Origin of the sequence: Pseudomonas sp. 2725 (genome assembly GCF_050434585.1) — a bacterium.
In the GTDB taxonomy this organism is placed as follows: Bacteria; Pseudomonadota; Gammaproteobacteria; order Pseudomonadales; family Pseudomonadaceae; genus Aquipseudomonas; species Aquipseudomonas jessenii.
On record NZ_JBNDIV010000008.1, the window covers coordinates 17,190 to 34,179 of the forward strand.

General features: G+C 60.2%; 14 protein-coding genes, 1 tRNA gene and 1 pseudogene. 6 read left to right on the forward strand and 10 right to left on the reverse strand.

The genetic code is table 11. The features are described from left to right. Positions 1 to 35 precede the first annotated feature (35 nt). From ABIE16_RS22235 to ABIE16_RS22250, 4 genes are all read right to left on the reverse strand, one after another. Positions 36 to 2,516, reverse strand: coding sequence for a TonB-dependent siderophore receptor (locus ABIE16_RS22235; protein ID WP_429521945.1), 2,481 nt, complete (start codon positions 2,514 to 2,516; stop codon positions 36 to 38). Between the two features lie 105 nt (positions 2,517 to 2,621). After that, the gene (locus tag ABIE16_RS22240) at positions 2,622 to 3,572 is read right to left on the reverse strand and encodes a FecR domain-containing protein (protein ID WP_349736208.1); all 951 of its coding nucleotides are present in this window, start codon (positions 3,570 to 3,572) and stop codon (positions 2,622 to 2,624) included. Continuing rightward, on the reverse strand, positions 3,569 to 4,090 hold the full coding sequence (locus tag ABIE16_RS22245; protein ID WP_057715235.1) for a sigma-70 family RNA polymerase sigma factor: 522 nt from the start codon (positions 4,088 to 4,090) through the stop codon (positions 3,569 to 3,571). Before ABIE16_RS22245 ends, ABIE16_RS22240 begins: the two co-directional genes overlap by 4 nt. A 177-nt stretch (positions 4,091 to 4,267) precedes the next feature. Next, positions 4,268 to 4,636: a DUF427 domain-containing protein gene (locus ABIE16_RS22250; RefSeq protein ID WP_090454941.1), complete on the reverse strand. Its 369-nt coding sequence runs from the start codon at positions 4,634 to 4,636 to the stop codon at positions 4,268 to 4,270. Between the two features lie 255 nt (positions 4,637 to 4,891). On the opposite strand from ABIE16_RS22250, the gene ABIE16_RS22255 reads away from it, so the two are divergent. From ABIE16_RS22255 to ABIE16_RS22265, 3 genes are all read left to right on the forward strand, one after another. Continuing rightward, entirely contained in the window at positions 4,892 to 6,838 is a 1,947-nt protein-coding gene (locus ABIE16_RS22255; RefSeq protein ID WP_429521946.1) for a DNA topoisomerase III, read from the forward strand. A 72-nt stretch (positions 6,839 to 6,910) separates the two neighbouring features. Further along, the gene (locus ABIE16_RS22260; RefSeq protein ID WP_429521947.1) at positions 6,911 to 7,414 is read left to right on the forward strand and encodes a GNAT family N-acetyltransferase; all 504 of its coding nucleotides are present in this window, start codon (positions 6,911 to 6,913) and stop codon (positions 7,412 to 7,414) included. A gap of 523 nt (positions 7,415 to 7,937) precedes the next feature. After that, positions 7,938 to 8,267, forward strand: coding sequence for a hypothetical protein (locus ABIE16_RS22265; RefSeq protein WP_032829393.1), 330 nt, complete (start codon positions 7,938 to 7,940; stop codon positions 8,265 to 8,267). 125 nt (positions 8,268 to 8,392) lie between these two features. Here the strand turns inward: ABIE16_RS22265 and ABIE16_RS22270 are convergent, their stop codons facing one another. Beyond that, on the reverse strand, positions 8,393 to 9,895 hold the full coding sequence (locus ABIE16_RS22270; protein WP_429521948.1) for an aldehyde dehydrogenase family protein: 1,503 nt from the start codon (positions 9,893 to 9,895) through the stop codon (positions 8,393 to 8,395). Between the two features lie 285 nt (positions 9,896 to 10,180). Here ABIE16_RS22270 and ABIE16_RS22275 point away from each other — a divergent pair, with 285 nt between their 5' ends. Continuing rightward, complete coding sequence (locus ABIE16_RS22275; protein WP_429521949.1) at positions 10,181 to 10,687, forward strand: HvfX family Cu-binding RiPP maturation protein; 507 nt, start codon at positions 10,181 to 10,183, stop codon at positions 10,685 to 10,687. A 68-nt stretch (positions 10,688 to 10,755) separates the two neighbouring features. Here ABIE16_RS22275 and ABIE16_RS22280 read toward each other — a convergent pair whose 3' ends face one another. Both ABIE16_RS22280 and ABIE16_RS22285 read right to left on the reverse strand, forming a co-directional pair. Next, positions 10,756 to 11,730 (reverse strand): nitrilase-related carbon-nitrogen hydrolase, encoded by a 975-nt coding sequence (locus ABIE16_RS22280; RefSeq protein ID WP_429521950.1) that lies wholly within the window; start codon positions 11,728 to 11,730, stop codon positions 10,756 to 10,758. Between the two features lie 101 nt (positions 11,731 to 11,831). Continuing rightward, positions 11,832 to 12,764, reverse strand: coding sequence for a GlxA family transcriptional regulator (locus tag ABIE16_RS22285; protein ID WP_429521951.1), 933 nt, complete (start codon positions 12,762 to 12,764; stop codon positions 11,832 to 11,834). Positions 12,765 to 12,922: 158 nt separating this feature from the next. On the opposite strand from ABIE16_RS22285, the gene ABIE16_RS22290 reads away from it, so the two are divergent. Next, on the forward strand, positions 12,923 to 13,585 hold the full coding sequence (locus ABIE16_RS22290) for a glutathione S-transferase family protein (protein ID WP_218498282.1): 663 nt from the start codon (positions 12,923 to 12,925) through the stop codon (positions 13,583 to 13,585). 113 nt (positions 13,586 to 13,698) lie between these two features. On the opposite strand, the gene ABIE16_RS22295 is transcribed toward ABIE16_RS22290, so the two are convergent. Then, positions 13,699 to 13,773, reverse strand: a tRNA-Gln gene (locus tag ABIE16_RS22295). Positions 13,774 to 14,094: 321 nt separating this feature from the next. On the opposite strand from ABIE16_RS22295, the gene ABIE16_RS22300 reads away from it, so the two are divergent. Next, entirely contained in the window at positions 14,095 to 14,523 is a 429-nt protein-coding gene (locus ABIE16_RS22300) for a hypothetical protein (RefSeq protein ID WP_057715243.1), read from the forward strand. Between the two features lie 103 nt (positions 14,524 to 14,626). On the opposite strand, the gene ABIE16_RS22305 is transcribed toward ABIE16_RS22300, so the two are convergent. Both ABIE16_RS22305 and ABIE16_RS22310 read right to left on the reverse strand, forming a co-directional pair. Then, positions 14,627 to 16,615, reverse strand: a complete 1,989-nt coding sequence (locus ABIE16_RS22305) for a peptidase U32 family protein (RefSeq protein WP_429521952.1) — start codon at positions 16,613 to 16,615, stop codon at positions 14,627 to 14,629. Positions 16,616 to 16,812: 197 nt separating this feature from the next. Next, positions 16,813 to 16,926 (reverse strand): annotated as a pseudogene (locus tag ABIE16_RS22310) (SufE family protein); the annotation flags it as partial. Positions 16,927 to 16,990: the final 64 nt, after the last annotated feature.

The following is a 16,990-nucleotide window of genomic DNA, read 5'->3' on the forward strand; positions in this document are numbered from 1 at the left end:
GCGAGCAGGTTCGCTCCTGCAGGGGTTTTGCAGCGTCAGAAACGGGCCTTGACCGATACCATGAAGTTGCGTGGATCACCGTAGTAATTACCAAACGTCTCGGTACCAATGGTGGCGTAGTAACGCTTGTCGAACAGGTTGTTGCCGTTGAGCGCAACAGACCAGGTGTCGTCGATGCGATAGCCTATGCGACCGTTCCAGACGGCATAACCCGACTGGCTGATCTTTTTTGCACTGTTGGGTGAAACCCGAAAGTTATCGCTCTGCGCGTTGACGCCGGCACCAATGCTGAACCTTTCAAGAGACCCGCTCAGGGTGTAGTCGCCCCACATGCGCAATACATGCCGAGGCACATAGCTGTTGAACGCAGCGCCGTTCAGACTCGTGTCGATGTCATCCAGGGTCTTGGTCTGGGTGTAGGTGTAACCCGCCAGCAATTGCAATCGCTCAATGACTTCACCGCTGATTTCCGCCTCGAAGCCCTGGGCCCGGACCTTGCCGGCATTGACGTAGCAATAGCCGTCAGAGGATGGGCAAGACGAGTTGTAGTCGGTTTGCGCCTGGTCTTTCTGGATCGTGCGAAACAGATTGAAAGAGCTGTTCAAGCGACCGTCGAACCACGCCCCCTTGATCCCCAGTTCATAGCTCTGGCCCACCAGAGGCTTGAGGGTCGAGCCGTCTTCGGCCCGCAAGTTACCCTGGGGCGTGAAGATTTCCGCATAGCTGGTATAGGCCGTGAGGTTTTCATTGAGGTCAAGCAACAGCCCGGCAAAAGGTGTGACCTGCCCCGTTTCCTTGGTGCTGGCGTGTTCAGACGTACCCGAACTGATGAACACCGAATCGGTATCGGAGCTGTACCAGCTGACGCGGCTGCCAATGACGAAGGTCAACGGTTCCGCCAGTTTCAGGCGCAAGGTCGAGTAAGCCCCCTTCTGTTTGGTCACGCTATCGACCGGACCGCCACGGGACGAGTTGTCGATGAAGAAACTGTCGTCCGGCTCCGGAATATGTTTGTCGGGATTGAACACATTTTGCCGTTGCGGCAGAAACGCCACCGAGTAGAAGTCGTCCTTGTTCGAACGACTGGCATTGAAACCCACCACCAGTTCGTGTTGCAGGCCGAACCCATCGAACTTGCCATCCACGTAGGCATCGAGGCCGTAATCGACTTGATCGTAGTCGTACATGCTGCCCAGCACACCGGTGGTATCCACGCCAGGCGTTACCGCCCCGGAGGCGAACGCGTATTTGATGTCCTGGGTGTTTTTTGTGTAAACGCTGGCGACTTTCAATGCCCAGTCTTCGTTGATCTGGTGTTTGAGATCGCTGAAGACCGTTGTGCGTTTACTGCGCCAGGTGTTCCACGACGGATCGAGGCAGGTTGAACGACTAAGCTTGAGGTCGCTGCCATCCTTGTAGCGCGGCAACCCGCCCCAGCACGGGTTGGCGTCGACATCTTCATAGGCCAGGCCCACCCCGAGCGTGGTGTCCGGGCTCAAGTCGACATCGAGCGCGCCGTAATACACCTGGTCCTTGCGACTGGCATCGTCGACAAAGTAATGCCGGCTCTGCTGCGCAATCACGGCGCGGCCGCGCAGGGTGCCCGAATCGTTCAGTGGGCCGCCGGTGTCGACCTGTGCGCGATAGTTGTCGTAACTGCCGCCCGACAAGGTGATCTCGGTGTGAGGCGTCGCTTGCCCGCGTTTGCGCACGAAGTTCACACCGCCCGCCGTGCCGCCCGCGCCTTTCATCATGCCGGCGGCACCGCGCAGGATTTCTACCCGGTCGTAATACGCCATGTCCCCGCTGAAACTGTCGGCCTGAACGTAGAGGTTGCCCATGTCCAGTGGCACGCCGTCGTACTGGTACTGGCCGGACATGCGGAAACCGCGCGAGTAAAAGTATTTGCCGCCCATGGTCGAGTCGTAGACGGTGATACCCGGGGTCTTCTCCATCACTTGATCGATGGTGTTGAGGTTCTGGTCATCGAGCATCTTGCGGGTCATCACCGTCACCGATTGCGGTGTTTCCCGCAGGGAGTGTTCGCCTTTGCCGATAGTGATCGCTCCGGTGGTGTACGACCCGCTGTTCTCGGTCGTCGCGCCCAGCTCCTGCCCATTGATGTTGGTGGCGCCCAGTTCCAGCGCCGAACCGGACACAGGCGCCGCCCGCAGGATGTAAGTACCGTTGCCCTGGGGCTCGGCTTGCAGGCCGCTGCCACCGAGTATGCGTGCAAAGCCTTCACTGACACCGAAAGAGCCTTTCAGCCCGGGGGAACTGAAACCGTCGGTCTGCCGCGCATCGAACGAAATGGCCGCGCCTGCCGCGCTGGCAAAACGACTGAGCACTTCAGTCAGGCTGCCGCCGGCGATATCGAAGGATTGAACCGAACGCTGTTGTTGCGCCGGCACCGGCGCGGCGTACGTTGCAGCAGACCATAAACCGGTTGTCGTAGCCGCCAATAATCCGAACTTCACCGCGGTCGCCAGACGACCAGACTGGTACACCCGAAACATGCTTACCCTCCCCCAAACGATCAATAAAAACTCATTGGGGGATGAGCCGAACGATGCGCATGAATAGTGCAATGGTGCAGAAATTATTTTTATCGGCGTCGCGGATTAACCCGTAGCACCACCGGAAACATTGACCCAATAGCGGCTGTAGCGGGTGACACGCAACGACAAACCACTCTCCAGCGCTGCTAGCGCCACGTCTGTGTCGTCAATCGGAAAAGAACCGGAAACCTTCAGGTCGGCGATGCTCGAATCGCAGCGCAGAACACCCCTGCGATAGCGCGAAAGATCGGCCAGCAACTCGGCCAAGGGGCGGTTGATCGCGATAATGCTGCCCTGGCGCCACGCCCCGACCGAGGCATCGCTCGATTGCATTGCACCCAACCCGGCAGGACCGAAGGCCATGCGTTGACCAGCCTCCAGCCGTGCCTTCGATGGTGACACGCTCACCTCTACGGCCTTTTCCAGCACCGCCACTTCGCTGCCGCGTCCCTGGGAGCGGACGATAAACCGCGTGCCCAACGCCCGGACCTCGCCATCTCGAGTGACAACCTTGAACGGCCGCTGCGCAGGGTCGACGGCGGTCGAAACGAGAATTTCCCCCGCCAGCAACTCCAGCACCCGCTGCCGGCCATCGAAACGCAGATTGACCGACGTCTGGGTGTTGAGCAGCAGCGAGCTGCCATCGGCCAGGCGAAATTCCCGGCGCTCGCCGATGGCCGTGCGGTAGTCGGCGAACAGGTCCCGGGTTACCTCACTGCGCCAGCCCAACCACCCGAGGGAGCCCGCCGACGCCAGCACCAGCACGCTGCGCAGCACCTGGCGACGGGACCGATCGGCTCCGCGCAAGGCCGGCGCAGCCAGTGCACCCGGAACCCGAGCCATCTGCTCACCGACCTCGGTCATGCGCTGCCAGGCCTGGTGATGCCCAGGATCAGCCGCCAGCCAGGCGCGCCAGGCCACCTGATCGGCATCCGTTGCAACACCGGAGTGAAGCCGCGCATACCACTGCGCGGCGCTGCTGATCGCTTTCAGTTCGGCGGGCGACAGGCTCATGCGAGCTGCAACTGGATTTGCATCAGACAGCAATGCTCCATGGCCTTGGCCATGTGGTTGTTTACCGTACGCACGCTGACGCCCAGGCGCTCGGCGATTTGTGGGTAGGTCAGGCCATCGAACTGCGAGAGGATGAAACTCTGCTTGATCTTCGGCCCCAGTCCTTGCAGCAACCGATCAATCTCCATCAGTGCTTGCAGCAAAATCGCCTGTTCCTCCAGCGATGGCTGTTGCCGTTCGGGAGTGGCGGCCAACGCTTCAAGATAGGATTGCTCCAGCGAGCGGCGGCGAAACAGATCAATCAACAACCCCTTGGCGATCATCGACAGATAAGGCCGCGGCTCGCGGATCTCCAGTGCGCTGCGTGCCTTGATCACCCGGACAAAGGTGTCCTGCGCCAGGTCCGCGGCATCGAACGCGTTCCCCAGACGCTTGCGCAGCCAGCCATGGAGCCAACCGTGATGGTCGCAATACAGGTCGTTGACGGCGCTGCGCAGGGATAAATCGTTGGCGGACATGAGAGTGGAATAATTCGCGAGTGATAATTACTCGCATTGTCATATTTGTAACAGCTGATTGGCAATAGCCATGGGGGGCAATCCAGAATGTCCAAGTGAGCAGAAGGACATTCCGGAATTTGCCGATCTGGGGGATAACCGTTGAATCGTGACTGTCTTATCGCTTGAAAACGACAATCAAACCTCGGCATCAAGCAGCTCGAACTTCACTTGATCCGGGTAGAACGCCACGTACTCTCGAATCTGTTCGACAGATATCTTGGGGTTTTCGTAACTCCACACCGCGTTGGCGCTTTCATGCCCCGGCACCTGCAGGCTGAAATAGCTGGCATCGCCCTTGTAGGGGCAATAACTGGTGTGGTCGGTGCGAGCGAAATACTTCTCGTCGATGTCCTCTCGCGGCACGTAGTACACCGGCGGGTAGTTGGCCTCCAGCAGCACCAGGGCCCGCGCCGAGGCGGCCACTTGAATGCCGTGAAATTTTACCAACAGACAGCCAGGCTGCTCGGCGATGGTGATGACAGGGCTAGGACCGGAGCTTTTCATGGAAAACATTCCTCATGACGGTAATGGACCTGCAAATCGATGTGGCAGCGTGGCTTGCCCGCGATGGGCTGCGCAGCAGCCCCAAAACCTGAAACCACGATTTATCAGGTATAACCCAAGTTTTACCCTCGCGACTGCTTCGCAGCCGAACGGGAGCGACACACAAACCTGTACATCCATACAGATAAAGATTGCTCCATCGTTCATCAAGCGCCATTCTGTGCATCTCCGGCACATTGATCGACGATGGTGGTTATGCGGCTGTACCTCTGTGAAAAACCTTCCCAGGCCAAAGACATTGCGGCGGTCCTCGGCGCCAAACGCCGGGGCGATGGCTGCTGGCTGGGAACGGACGTCACGGTGACCTGGTGCATCGGCCACCTGCTGGAAACCGCACCGCCGGATGCCTACGACGCGCGCTACAAGCGCTGGGTGCTGGCCGACCTGCCGATCATTCCCGAAAAATGGAAAATGACCGTCAAGCCGCGCACCGCCAGCCAGTACAAGGCGGTCAAGCGCCTGCTCGGTGAAGCGTCCGAACTGATCATTGCCACGGACGCCGACCGCGAGGGCGAGATGATCGCCCGGGAACTGGTGGAGCATTGCCGCTATCGCGGGCCGATCCGCCGGCTCTGGTTGTCGGCGCTGGACGATGCGTCCATCCGCAAGGCCCTCGCGGCCCTCAAACCAGGGAACGAGACCTTCAGCCTCTATCACTCGGCCCTGGGGCGTTCCCGGGCCGACTGGCTGATCGGCATGAACATGAGTCGGCTGTTCACCCTGCTGGGGCGCCAGTCTGGCTATCAAGGTGTGTTGCCGGTCGGCCGGGTGCAAACCCCGACCTTGCGCCTGGTGGTGGATCGCGATCGCAGTATCGCCGACTTTGTGCCCGTCCCCTATTGGGCCATCGACGTGCAACTGCTGCACAACGGCACCGCGTTCACGGCGCAATGGCGCGCGGCATCCGAGCTTTGCGACGACCAGGACCGCTGTCTGAATCAGGCATTGGCGCAACAAGCTGCGGCCGCCATGAGCGGCGCGGCCAGTGCGCGGGTGATCAATCTGCGCACCGAACGGATGCGCGAAGTGGCCCCGCTGCCGTTCGACCTGGGTACCCTGCAGGAGGTCTGCTCAAAGAAACTCGGCCTCGGCGCCCAGGAAACCCTCGACATTGCCCAGGCGCTGTACGAGACCCACAAAGTCATTACCTATCCGCGCAGTGATTGCGGCTACTTGCCCCTGAGTCAGCACAGCGAGGCGTCGGCCATTCTGGCGGCATTGCGTCAGGCCGATCCGGCGTTGAACGCCTTGCACGATCACCTTGATCCGCAACGGCGCTCACGGGCCTGGAACGATGCCAAGGTCAGCGCGCACCACGGCATCATCCCCACGGCTGCGGCGAAGAACCTCGAACGTCTGGCGGGCAAACAGCGTGCGGTCTACACCCTGATCCGCGCCCGATACCTGGCGCAGTTCCTGCCCAATCACGAATACGACCGCACCCAGGCCGATTTCGACTGCGCCGGCGAGGCCTTGCGCGCTGTCGGCAAGCAGATCATCGAGCCGGGCTGGAAACGCGCCCTGCCCGAAGCACTGGCTCCGGCCAAGGGGCGCGAAACCCCGGCACCGCAGACTCTGCCCAACCTGGCCGAAGGCATCGACTGCGCAGTGGCCGGCGTGCAATTCAAGGACCTCTGGACGCAACCGCCAAAGCCGTTTACGGAAGGCGACCTGATCAAGGCCATGAAGAATGTCGCCAAACTGGTGCAAGACCCGCTGCTCAAGCAAAAGCTCAAGGACACCACCGGCATCGGCACCGAAGCGACGCGTGCGTCGATCATTCAGGGCCTGCTCGACCGTGGTTATCTGGTCAAGAACGGCAAGGCCCTGGCCGCCACGCCGGCCGCGTTCAGCCTGATCGACGCCGTACCCCGGGCCATCGCCGATCCGGGCACCACGGCGATCTGGGAGCAGGCGCTGGACATGGTGCAAAGCGGGGAAATGAGCCTGGAGGAGTTCGTCACCAAACAGGCGGCGTGGATGAGCAAGCAGGTCAGTCGCTGTGCCGGCCTGAGCCTGACCATCAGCGGTCCACCGCCCGGCGGGCGCGCCGCAACTCCGTGGAAGAAAAAGCGCAAGAGCGCCCCGCGCAAACCATCGAGTGGTACCAGGCGCGGGGCAAAGCCGGCAAGCAAAACCTGAACCCGACACCGAACCTTGCGGCCAACCATAATGAAGGGTGTACCTGCCCCGGCGTAACTGGAGCCAACCCCTATGCCTTCGATAGAACTGCACGCCGCCCAACGCGATGAACTGGAAACCATCGAGAACCTGATGCAGTTCTATACCTACGACTTCAGCGAATGGTTACCGCTAAAACTCGGCGAATACGGTTTCTTCAACATCCTGCCCATGCCCGACTACTGGCGAAACCCGGCTACCCGACCCTTCCTGATCAAGGTCGACGGTGAACTGGCCGGCTTCGTGACCGTGGATAACCAGGTCCATCTATCCGGTGCCGACTACAACATCGGCTATCTGTTTGTCAGTCGACGCTTTCGTGGCCGGGGTGTCGCGCGATTTGTCGTTTCCACCCTCTTGAGTCGGTTCCCCGGTCAATGGCAGATTTTCCACATCGAGGCGAATCAGCCGGCGCGCCTGTTCTGGGCCGCCGTGATGCTGGGGCTCAACGTTGCCGGGCTCACCTTGCATCAGCAGGTGGTTGACCGCTATCCCTGCACTTTTTACCGCTTTGAGTGTCCGCCTTTGTCGTCCTGACCGACACACCTTCGACTCCACCCGCTAATTCCCAACAGCTTTGTCCGACAATATGTAGTGACTAAAAATATTCACTACAAAACCGTTGACGCCTCCGATTTGCCCTTGCATGATGCAGACGTCTCCCCGATCGGGAGTACAGGCAACACGTTTGAGCAAGCTCGTCTGACCGCCGAGCTGTTTTTCCCGGATACACGCTGCCCACAAGGCAGATTGAAGAAGCTGACCTGGCCTGAACGTCCAGTACAAGGGCGAGAAGTCTTGGCGAGCAATCCTCATGAAGCTTGTGGCCGACCCTGAAAATGTCGGCAGTGGCCTTAAGGTTTTCGCCGCTTCTCTTCGTTGTGACGCTATTGCGTAGCAGTTATTCAACACGACTACATGCAACAGACGCAGGACCCCGCCCGATAAGGCGGTCGAACGCTGACGTCCTGGTTTCGGTGCCAGGGATCAACTAACCGATGGGCTACCTGTATTAGCGAATCAACTTTGAAAGATCACCAATTGGTCAAGGGGCTTTATGATGAATCTGAACAATCAACCAACTATCGATGAACTGGCTCGTATCTTCGCTGCAAAGAAAGACAGCCACGACAACCATATTCTCTGGATCAGCAAGTGTGGCCAGGTTCATATCGACTGCCTGTCGCCGCACGCCCATGAAGCAGAGTTCGACCAGAACAACCAGAACCTGCTCGCCCGACTGAAGATGTACCGTCGCGGCCAGGGCTATGTCGGCAAGAAGGCCGCGGCCGACAAGGACTTCATCGGTAATGTTCTGCAAACCCTGAAACAGGCCTGGGCCTCGATGCAGAACCAGAACGAAGTTCGGGTGATTGACCGGTTCTACTGATTAAGATGAGTCATTACTGACTTATTGATAAACAAGGCCTGCTCCCGATAAGGAGCAGGCTTTTTTATGTTGGAATAAAAATAAACTGTGGGAGCGGGCTTGCAGCGGTCACAAGTTCCGCCATCTCAGCGTTTGACGCCCAGATCGAACTGGGTCATGCGACTACGAATGGTAAACACTCCATCACCCGAGAGAATCGCACTGCGAGCAAACAGGCGCCCGCTCTCCCAGTTCGAAAGCCCCAGTTCCGGCTTGTTCAACGCGTACTGGCCGTCGACCCAACGGGTGATGCCGTTGCCGACAAAAGGCGCGTTGACCGCGTTGTAGAAACGCTCCTGAGCCTCGGCACTTTCACTGATCAATGACACGGTGAATTGCGGGCTGTAGCGATTGAACAAGGTAATGGCATCGTCCAGGTTGTCGACGATCTTCAAGCTGATTTCCGGGGTTTCTTCCCACTCCCATTCACGGCCCAATTGATCTTCCGGCAACGGCTCGGCCTGCGCCTCGCTCTGATAGCCTTCGGCACGGTATACCTGGACCGTTGCAGCCAGCCAGTCTTGCGGCAGGTGCGACTCGCTGCCTTCAACGATATGCAGCTTGCAGCCCTGGCCCCGTGCGGTGCCGGCCTGCTTGAGTGCGTCGAGGAACAGCGGCACCAGTTCAGCGGCGCGGTCGCGGTGAATCAGGCAGACGTTCAGGGTGTTGCAGACCTTGCGGTCCAGGGAGTTGCGCACCACGGCGGCAAAGCGCGGGGCGTCGGCATCGGTGTTGGCGATCAACCAGGCGCCACCGGTGCCGTGCAGGCTGACCGCCGTGCCAGCCTGCTGCGCGATGCTCCCCAACTGGCTGACGGCGCGACCCGAACCACGGGCCACTGCCAATGACAGGCGCCGGTCAGCGAACATCGCCCAACCGGCGGCGTGGTTGACACTTTCCACCAGCGACACGGCACCGGCCGGCAAACCGGCGTCGCTCAGCGCAGGGTTCAGTGCATGGGTGACGATCGCCTGGGCGGTGCCCAACGCATCACTGCCAATGCGCAGCACGGCGGTGTTGCCGGTGCGCAACACACCGGCCGCGTCGGCAAACACATTCGGCCGGCCTTCGAAGACGAACGCGACGATGCCCAGCGGCGAGACCACTTGCTCGACTTTCCAGCCATCGTGTTTGACGCAACTGATCACCTTGCCACGACTGGCCGGTGCATCGCGCCAGGCGCGCAGGCCGGCGATCATGTCGCGACGCATACGCTCATCGGCCAGCAACCGGGTGGTCGAGCGACCGCGCGCCTTGGCCCGCTCGATGTCGGCCAGGTTGGCAGCTTCGATCAAGGCCCAGCACTGCGCGGTTTCCAGGCGTTGGGCAAACAGGTCGAAGAAGGCGCTGATGGCTTGATCGGACACTGCCGACAGCGCGGTGAATGCCGCCTGGGCGCGCTCGATCGCGACGTTGGCCGCTTGCTGGTCCGCCACGGGGATCAGCAGCAACTCGCCGCTGACCTGCTCCACCAGCAGGTGGTCACCGGGCTGGAAGCGTTGCGCCAGTTCGGGGCTGACGACAGTGACACGATTACCGGCGAAAGGGATTGGCGTGCCAGCGACTAGACGTTCGAGCGCAAGAGACATGAAGCGGTTTCACCATGCAGGGGGCGGCCAGAAAATGTATAGCAATTTCCCTGTGGGAGCGAGCCTGCTCGCTCCCACAGGGGGTAAGCGATGGCCGTTTACGTATCTCAGTGTATACAGCCCCCCCCCAGACACACCCCGCACTCAAAACCCCGCCACAACGACACACCGCAGATACACCCCTTTGATGAAATACGCCTGTCGATTGGCCAAGCCGATCAAAGCGCTCAACTCTCGGGGGTATGCCGTTGCCCCGCCGCCCAGACCTGAAAGAGAACTACGCCCATGAACACTTCCGTTTCTTCGGCCGTCAAAGGCCTGCACCTGAACCTCGACCGTGCCAGCCACTGGGTTGCCCCCCTGGCGCTGCGGGTGTTCCTCGCCTGGGAATTTTTCGAGTCCGGCCTGGAAAAATTCAACGGCCAGAACTGGTTCGCCGATATCCAGGAGCGCTTCCCGTTTCCGTTCGACCACCTTCCAGCGACGCTGAACTGGGAACTGTCGATGTGGGCCGAACTGATCTTCGCCCTGACCTTGCTGGTGGGCCTGGGCACACGTTTTTCGGCGCTGAGCCTGATGGTGGTGACCCTCGTCGCAACCGCCGCCGTCCATTGGCCCGCCGACTGGCACACTCTCAGTGAACTCGCCCAAGGCTATGCCATCAGCAACAAGGGTTACGGCAACTTCAAGCTGCCTTTGATCTATCTTGTGGCCCTCACGCCGCTGTTGCTGTCGGGTGGCGGCAAGCTCGGTATCGATGCGCTGCTGGCGCGTTGCTTCTGGCGACGCTGAAACGACAGCTGCAACGCCGACAAACAAAAAGGGGACTTCCATAAAGTCCCCTGTTTTTTTCCCCGGAACTAACCCATCACCTCTTCCAGCCCGGTCTGTTCCGCCAGCTTTGGATGCGCGCTGCGCTCATGCACATGGGATTGCGGCGTGCGGTCAATCAGCAGGCTCAGCAGTTCCGGGCGGCTGTAGTGTCCACGGGAATCCATCATGCGCTTGCGCTTGTCGATCAGGCCCATGTCGAGGTCGGCGATCACCTCGCCCTCACCTTCATGCAACGAACCCAGCACCGAGCCATCCGGGCTGATGATCGCGGTGTAGCAACCGCCGGAGATCGGACCGATGGCGCAACCGGTGTCGGCCATGATCTGCTCCTGTTGCTCGGGGTACAGCCACGCCGTGGAGTTGACCACAAAGCACGCAGCCTCCAGAGCATGCTGACGAATGCTGACTTCCATTTGCGAGGCGAACAGCGGACCTGCAAACGACCCCGGGTACATGGCCGCATGGATCTGTTCGCCATCGGCCATCAAGGCATAACGGGCCAGCGGGTTGAAATGCTCCCAGCAGGCCAGTTGCCCGATGCGCCCTACCGCGCTGTCGACGGCCCGCAGGCCTGAGCCGTCGCCCATGCCCCAGATCATGCGCTCGTGGTAGGTCGGGGAAATCTTGCGGCGACGCTGGATCAGCGAGCCGTCGGCATCGAACAGCAACTGCGTGTTGTACAACGTGCCACCATCGCGCTCGTTGACGCCGATGGACACGACCATCCCCGCTTGCCTGGCCGCAGCGCCGATGGCATCGGTGGCGTGCGAAGGCACGGTGACCGCCTGGTCCAGCAGCTTGAGGTGTTCGGCGGCCATTTCGAATGGCGACTGCACGTAGGAAAAGTACGGGTAGTACGGCACCACGGTTTCCGGGAATACGGCGAATTGCACACCCTGCTCGCCGAGTTCGAGAATCTTCTGCACCACTTTGTCGACGGTGCCTTCTCGGCTGTAAAGAACAGGGCTGATTTGTACGGCGGCGGCTTTGACGAGGGTCATGGCGGTGATCTCATTGAGGAAAAGGTTTCAACGAGTTAAATATTACGCAAATAATATTAAGGCCTGAATGTCGTATACACCACCTTTCAGGACATCACGATTCAGCCCCGACTGGCACGCTGAATCACCTGCGGCGGCTGCCCGAACGCACGAATAAAAGCGCGGCGCATCCGCTCCCGGTCACCAAAGCCGGTGTCCGTCGCTACCGCATCGATAGAGTGCCGTCCGGTTTCCATCATCAACCGGGCCGACTCCACCCGCAGGTTTTCGATGGCCTTGGCCGGAGACTGGCCGGTTTCGGCATGAAACACCCGGCTGAATTGCCGAGGGCTGAGATTGGCCGCACTGGCCAGCTCCTCGACCGACAGCGCGGACTTGAGATTCTGCTTGGCGTAATTCAGCGCGGCCTGTATGCGATCGGTCTTGGGGGCCAGCTCCAGCATCACCGAAAACTGCGACTGCCCGCCGGAACGCCGGTGATACACCACCAATTGCCGCGCTACCTTGCGTGCAACGTCGACGCCCAGATCGCTCTCCACCAGGGCCAGCGCCAGATCGACGCATGCGCTCATGCCGGCAGCCGTCCAGACGTTGCCGTCGTTGATGAAGATCCGGTCTTCCTCGACCTTCACGTTCGGGTACGCCTTGCGAAAGGCCGACACATGCGCCCAGTGGGTGGTCGCCCGCCGACCATCAAGCAAACCGGCCTGGGCCAAGGCAATCGCCCCCGTGCAAATCGAACCCAGACGCCTGGTGCCGTGGCTGGCGCGGCGCAGAAACTCCAACATGCCCGGCGTGGTCGGGCGGATCAGGTTGTCGCCCAGGACCAGTAGCGTATCGAACGCGCGCTGGTCAAACGCTTCGGTCTGCACTGCAAAACCGGCGGACGTTTGCACCAGGCCACCCGGCTCGGACAGCAATGCAATGCGGTACAACGGCTCGTCGCCGGCGCTATTGGCCAACTCGAAGGCGGCACACATGGCCAGGCCCAGAACCTGGAAGCCGGGGTAAACAATGAGTCCGATCTGGTGCATGGCGATATGACCCTAAACGTGGCATGCCTGATGTTCAGGCCAGAAGACTTGTACTCTAACCCGAACAGCAGGCGCCGGGCATCAGGGCGGAGCACCTCGCGCATTGGCCGATAGCGACGGATAATCAGGTGGCTTCCATCTCACCGAGGAATTGCAGGATGTCACTGACTCTTTATTTCCATCCGCTCTCGTCGTTCTGCCACAAAGCGCTGATCGCTCTCTATGAACTGGGAATCGAGTTTGAAAAAAGGGTCATAGACCTGGGTAACGAGGCTGACCGGGCCGAGCTTCAAGCGCTGTGGCCGATCGGCAAGTTTCCGGTGCTGCGCGATCACGCCCGGCAAAAGGATGTGCCGGAGTCGAGTGTGATCATTGAGTACCTGGACCGGCTTCATCCCGGCCAGGTGCATCTGGTTCCGGACGACTGGGAAACCGCGCTGGAGGTGCGTCTGTGGGATCGTTTTTTCGACCTGCACATCCAGGTGCCGATGCAGAAGATCGTCGCTGACAGAATCAATGCCGCAAACGGCGACCTGACCCGCGAACGCGCCGCGCTAATGACGGCGTACGGCATGCTTGAACGTCAGCTGGCGGCAAGAACCTGGGTCGCCAGCCCCGCGTTCAGCATGGCCGACTGTGCCGCCGCCCCGGCACTGTTCTACGCCAGCACCCTCGTCCCCTTTCCCGGTGACCATCGCCACTTGAGTGCTTATTTCGACAGGTTGACCCAAAGGTCCTCGGTCAAGCGGGTCATCGACGAGGCAAGGCCGTATTTTTCCTGGTACCCGTTTGCCGAGGCCATCCCGGAGCGCTTTCGGTAGTGACGCCAGCGCGACCGGGGAACGGGGAACGGGAGGCAAAAACCAACGAATCGACGAGTCGACGAATAATAACCGTCGGTCGAGTGTTATCTGATTATGCAGGAATAAAAAAATGGCAGGGGCGGCTGGATTCGAACCAACGCATGGCAGGATCAAAACCTGCTGCCTTACCGCTTGGCGACGCCCCTGTATCTGTTGCGATGAGTGCCTGGCACTCGCTTTCTTGAGTGGCAACAAGACCTGTTGCCTGCTCTCGCGGCTGGTTCCCTGAGGGTCGCTGCAAGAGTGGGCGCAAATTTACCAACTTTTTCCTCGTCTGGGAAGCCCAAACAAAAAAAATTGTTCATTAAAACAGGCGCTTAGTGTTGAGCCGGATCTCGGGGATTTATCGGCGCACATTCAGCCCGAACAGCTCTGCTACGCTTTTCTTTACTCGAATTGAATCGGGAATCGTTTATGCAACACCCTTCCCTTGCCATTTGAGGGCGCCAAAAGTGAAAGGCAAATTAATGGGGGCCGCTGCAACCCTTCTGGTACTCGGGACCGCGGTTTATGGGTTGAACACCTGGGAACACATCCAGAACCAGCGACAGGAAGCGGTCTGCAAGGCCGCTCGGGAGCACCTGAATGACCTGGAAACCCAAGCGCGAGCCTTGGCCTCCGGGTTGACGGTCGAAGCCTATGCCGAAGCCGAAAAAGCCGAGGCCGGCCAGTTGGTCCTGGCACTCGATACCGCCAGGAATGAAGCCGAGGTCGATGCCGTCATCGACAAGCACGCCGCTGCCATCGAGGCGCAGATAACGGCCGAGGAGGCTGAGGTCCAGTCCCGAGGCGAACAACCCTTCCTCGGTCAGGAACTGAAAAGGCAACGCATCCCGACCGACGTCAAACAGGAATTCAAACGTGCTGAAAAGGCCGTCGCCGATACCTGTAAATAGTGTCGACCGCCAGCTCCAGGTTTATCGTCAGCGTCTGGAATTCAGCAAAAGGGGTTTCGGCTGGAACAGGTGAGCGCGCCGTTGCAGCGCACTCACCAGTCACTCAGTGCGGCGCGCGCGGGATGGTCTTGAGCAGATCTTCGGGGCTGATGTGCCCCACCACGCTGCCCGGTTGCGGCAGGTTGAGGATGTGGCCCTTCATCTTGCCGATGATGTGCATTTCACAAGGCTTGCAGTCGAACTTCAACGTCAGTACCTCATCGCCGTGTATCAGCTGCATCGGTGCAACCTTGGTGCGCACGCCAGTCACGCCCTTGGCCTGTTTCGGGCACAGGTTGAAGGAGAAACGCAGGCAGTGCTTGGTGATCATCACCGGCACCTCGCCGGTTTCCTCGTGGGCCTCGTAGGCCGCGTCGATCAGCTTGACGCCGTGGCGGTGATAGAAGTCGCGGGCCTTCTGGTTGTAGACGTTGGCCAGGAAGGACAGGTGCGACTCCGGGTACACCGGCGGCGGCGTGGTCTCGGCCTTACGGCTGCCACGCGGGTGGGCGGCGATCCGCGCTTCGGTCAAGGCGTCGATCACTTCACGGCGCAAGGCCTTGAGCTGCGAGTTGGGGATGAAGTACGCCTGCGGCGCGTCCAGCTTGATGTCGATGGCGTGGTACTGCGTGGTACCCAGTTGGCCGAGCAGATCCTGCAATTGCTCCAGCGCCTGTTCCGGCTTGTTGGCGGCGCCGAACGGGCCGGACAGGGTGACGCTGGCGCTGATGCCCTCTTCGCTGGTAGCGGTCAGTTCCAGTTGCTCTTCACGCAGGCAAGCGACCCAGTTCAGGGCAATTCGACGCTCGGCGGAGGTCTTTTGCAGCGCCTGTTGCCAGTTGTGATCAAGGTTGCGATTCAGCGGATGATTGGGGCGCAGCTTGTACATCCCCTCCGGCATCTCGTTGGGCTCGACGCGATAGCGATAACGCTTCTCGCCGTCCTCCTCGAATTCGCCTTTGGGTTCGGCGATGTTGGCGCGGAAACCCACCACTTCCCGCTTGACCAGCACATTGAGGCCGTCGCCGTTGGACAGTGGCTCGTGCGTGACAACCTGCATGTCGCGCTTGGCGACCTTTTCGACCACACCCACCGGCAGACCGGTGAAGGTCGGCGAATCAAAGGCGCCAATGTCGATCTTGCGGTCAGTGACGAAGTAATCGGTGCTGCCACGGTGGAAGGTTTTTTCCGGGTCGGGCAGGAAGAAGTGCGCGGTGCGGCCGCTGGAGGCACGGGCCAGGTCCGGGCGGTCTTCGAGTACGGCGTCGAGGCGCTGACGATAGTAGGCGGTGATGTTTTTCACATAGCCCATGTCCTTGTAGCGGCCTTCGATCTTGAACGAGCGCACGCCGGCCTCGACCAGGGCGCGGATGTTGGCGCTCTGGTTGTTGTCCTTCATCGACAGCAGGTGCTTTTCGTAGGCGATCACCCCACCCTTTTCGTCCTTGAGGGTGTACGGCAGACGGCAGGCCTGGGAGCAGTCGCCACGGTTGGCGCTGCGCCCGGTTTGCGCGTGGGAAATGTTGCACTGGCCGGAAAACGCCACGCACAACGCACCATGGATAAAGAACTCGATGGCTGCGTCGGTTTCGTCGGCGATGGCGCGGATCTCCTGGAGATTCAGCTCGCGGGCCAGCACCAGTTGCGAGAAACCGGCCTGATCGAGGAACTTCGCCCGCTCCAGGGTGCGGATGTCAGTCTGGGTACTGGCGTGCAGCTCGATCGGCGGAATGTCCAGCTCCATCACCCCCAGGTCCTGGACGATCAGCGCATCGACGCCGGCGTCGTACAACTGATGGATCAGCTTGCGGGCCGGTTCCAGTTCGTTGTCGTGCAGGATGGTATTGATGGTGGTGAACACCCGGGCGTGGTAACGACGGGCGAACTCCACCAATTGGGCGATATCACTCACTTCGTTGCAGGCATTGTGGCGGGCGCCGAAGCTCGGGCCACCGATGTAGATGGCATCGGCGCCATGCAGGATGGCCTCGCGGGCGATGGCGACATCGCGGGCAGGGCTGAGCAATTCCAGGTGATGTTTGGGCAAAGACATAGTTTTTTTAGTCAGGCTTGTCACGGTCGAGGCGTGCATTGTAGCGGCGAAACGCCTGACCGGCACCCGTATGCTGCCGGGTGGTGGCCTTGGGTAGATCTGACCTGCCTGAATCCCTGTGGGAGGGGGGTGCTCGCGATAGCGGCAGGACATTCAGAATTGATGTCGACTGACATGCCGTCATCGCGAGCAGGCTCCTACAGGGACATAGACAACTCACACATCCGCTGCAGCACGGCATTCAAACCATTACTTCGCGACTGGGACAACTAACGTCCCAGCCCCAACTGATTGAACCACCCCGCCAAATCCTCCAGCTCCGTGACGACATCGGCAGGCAAGTACATCGCAGTAACTCCAGCGCCTGATCCAGCG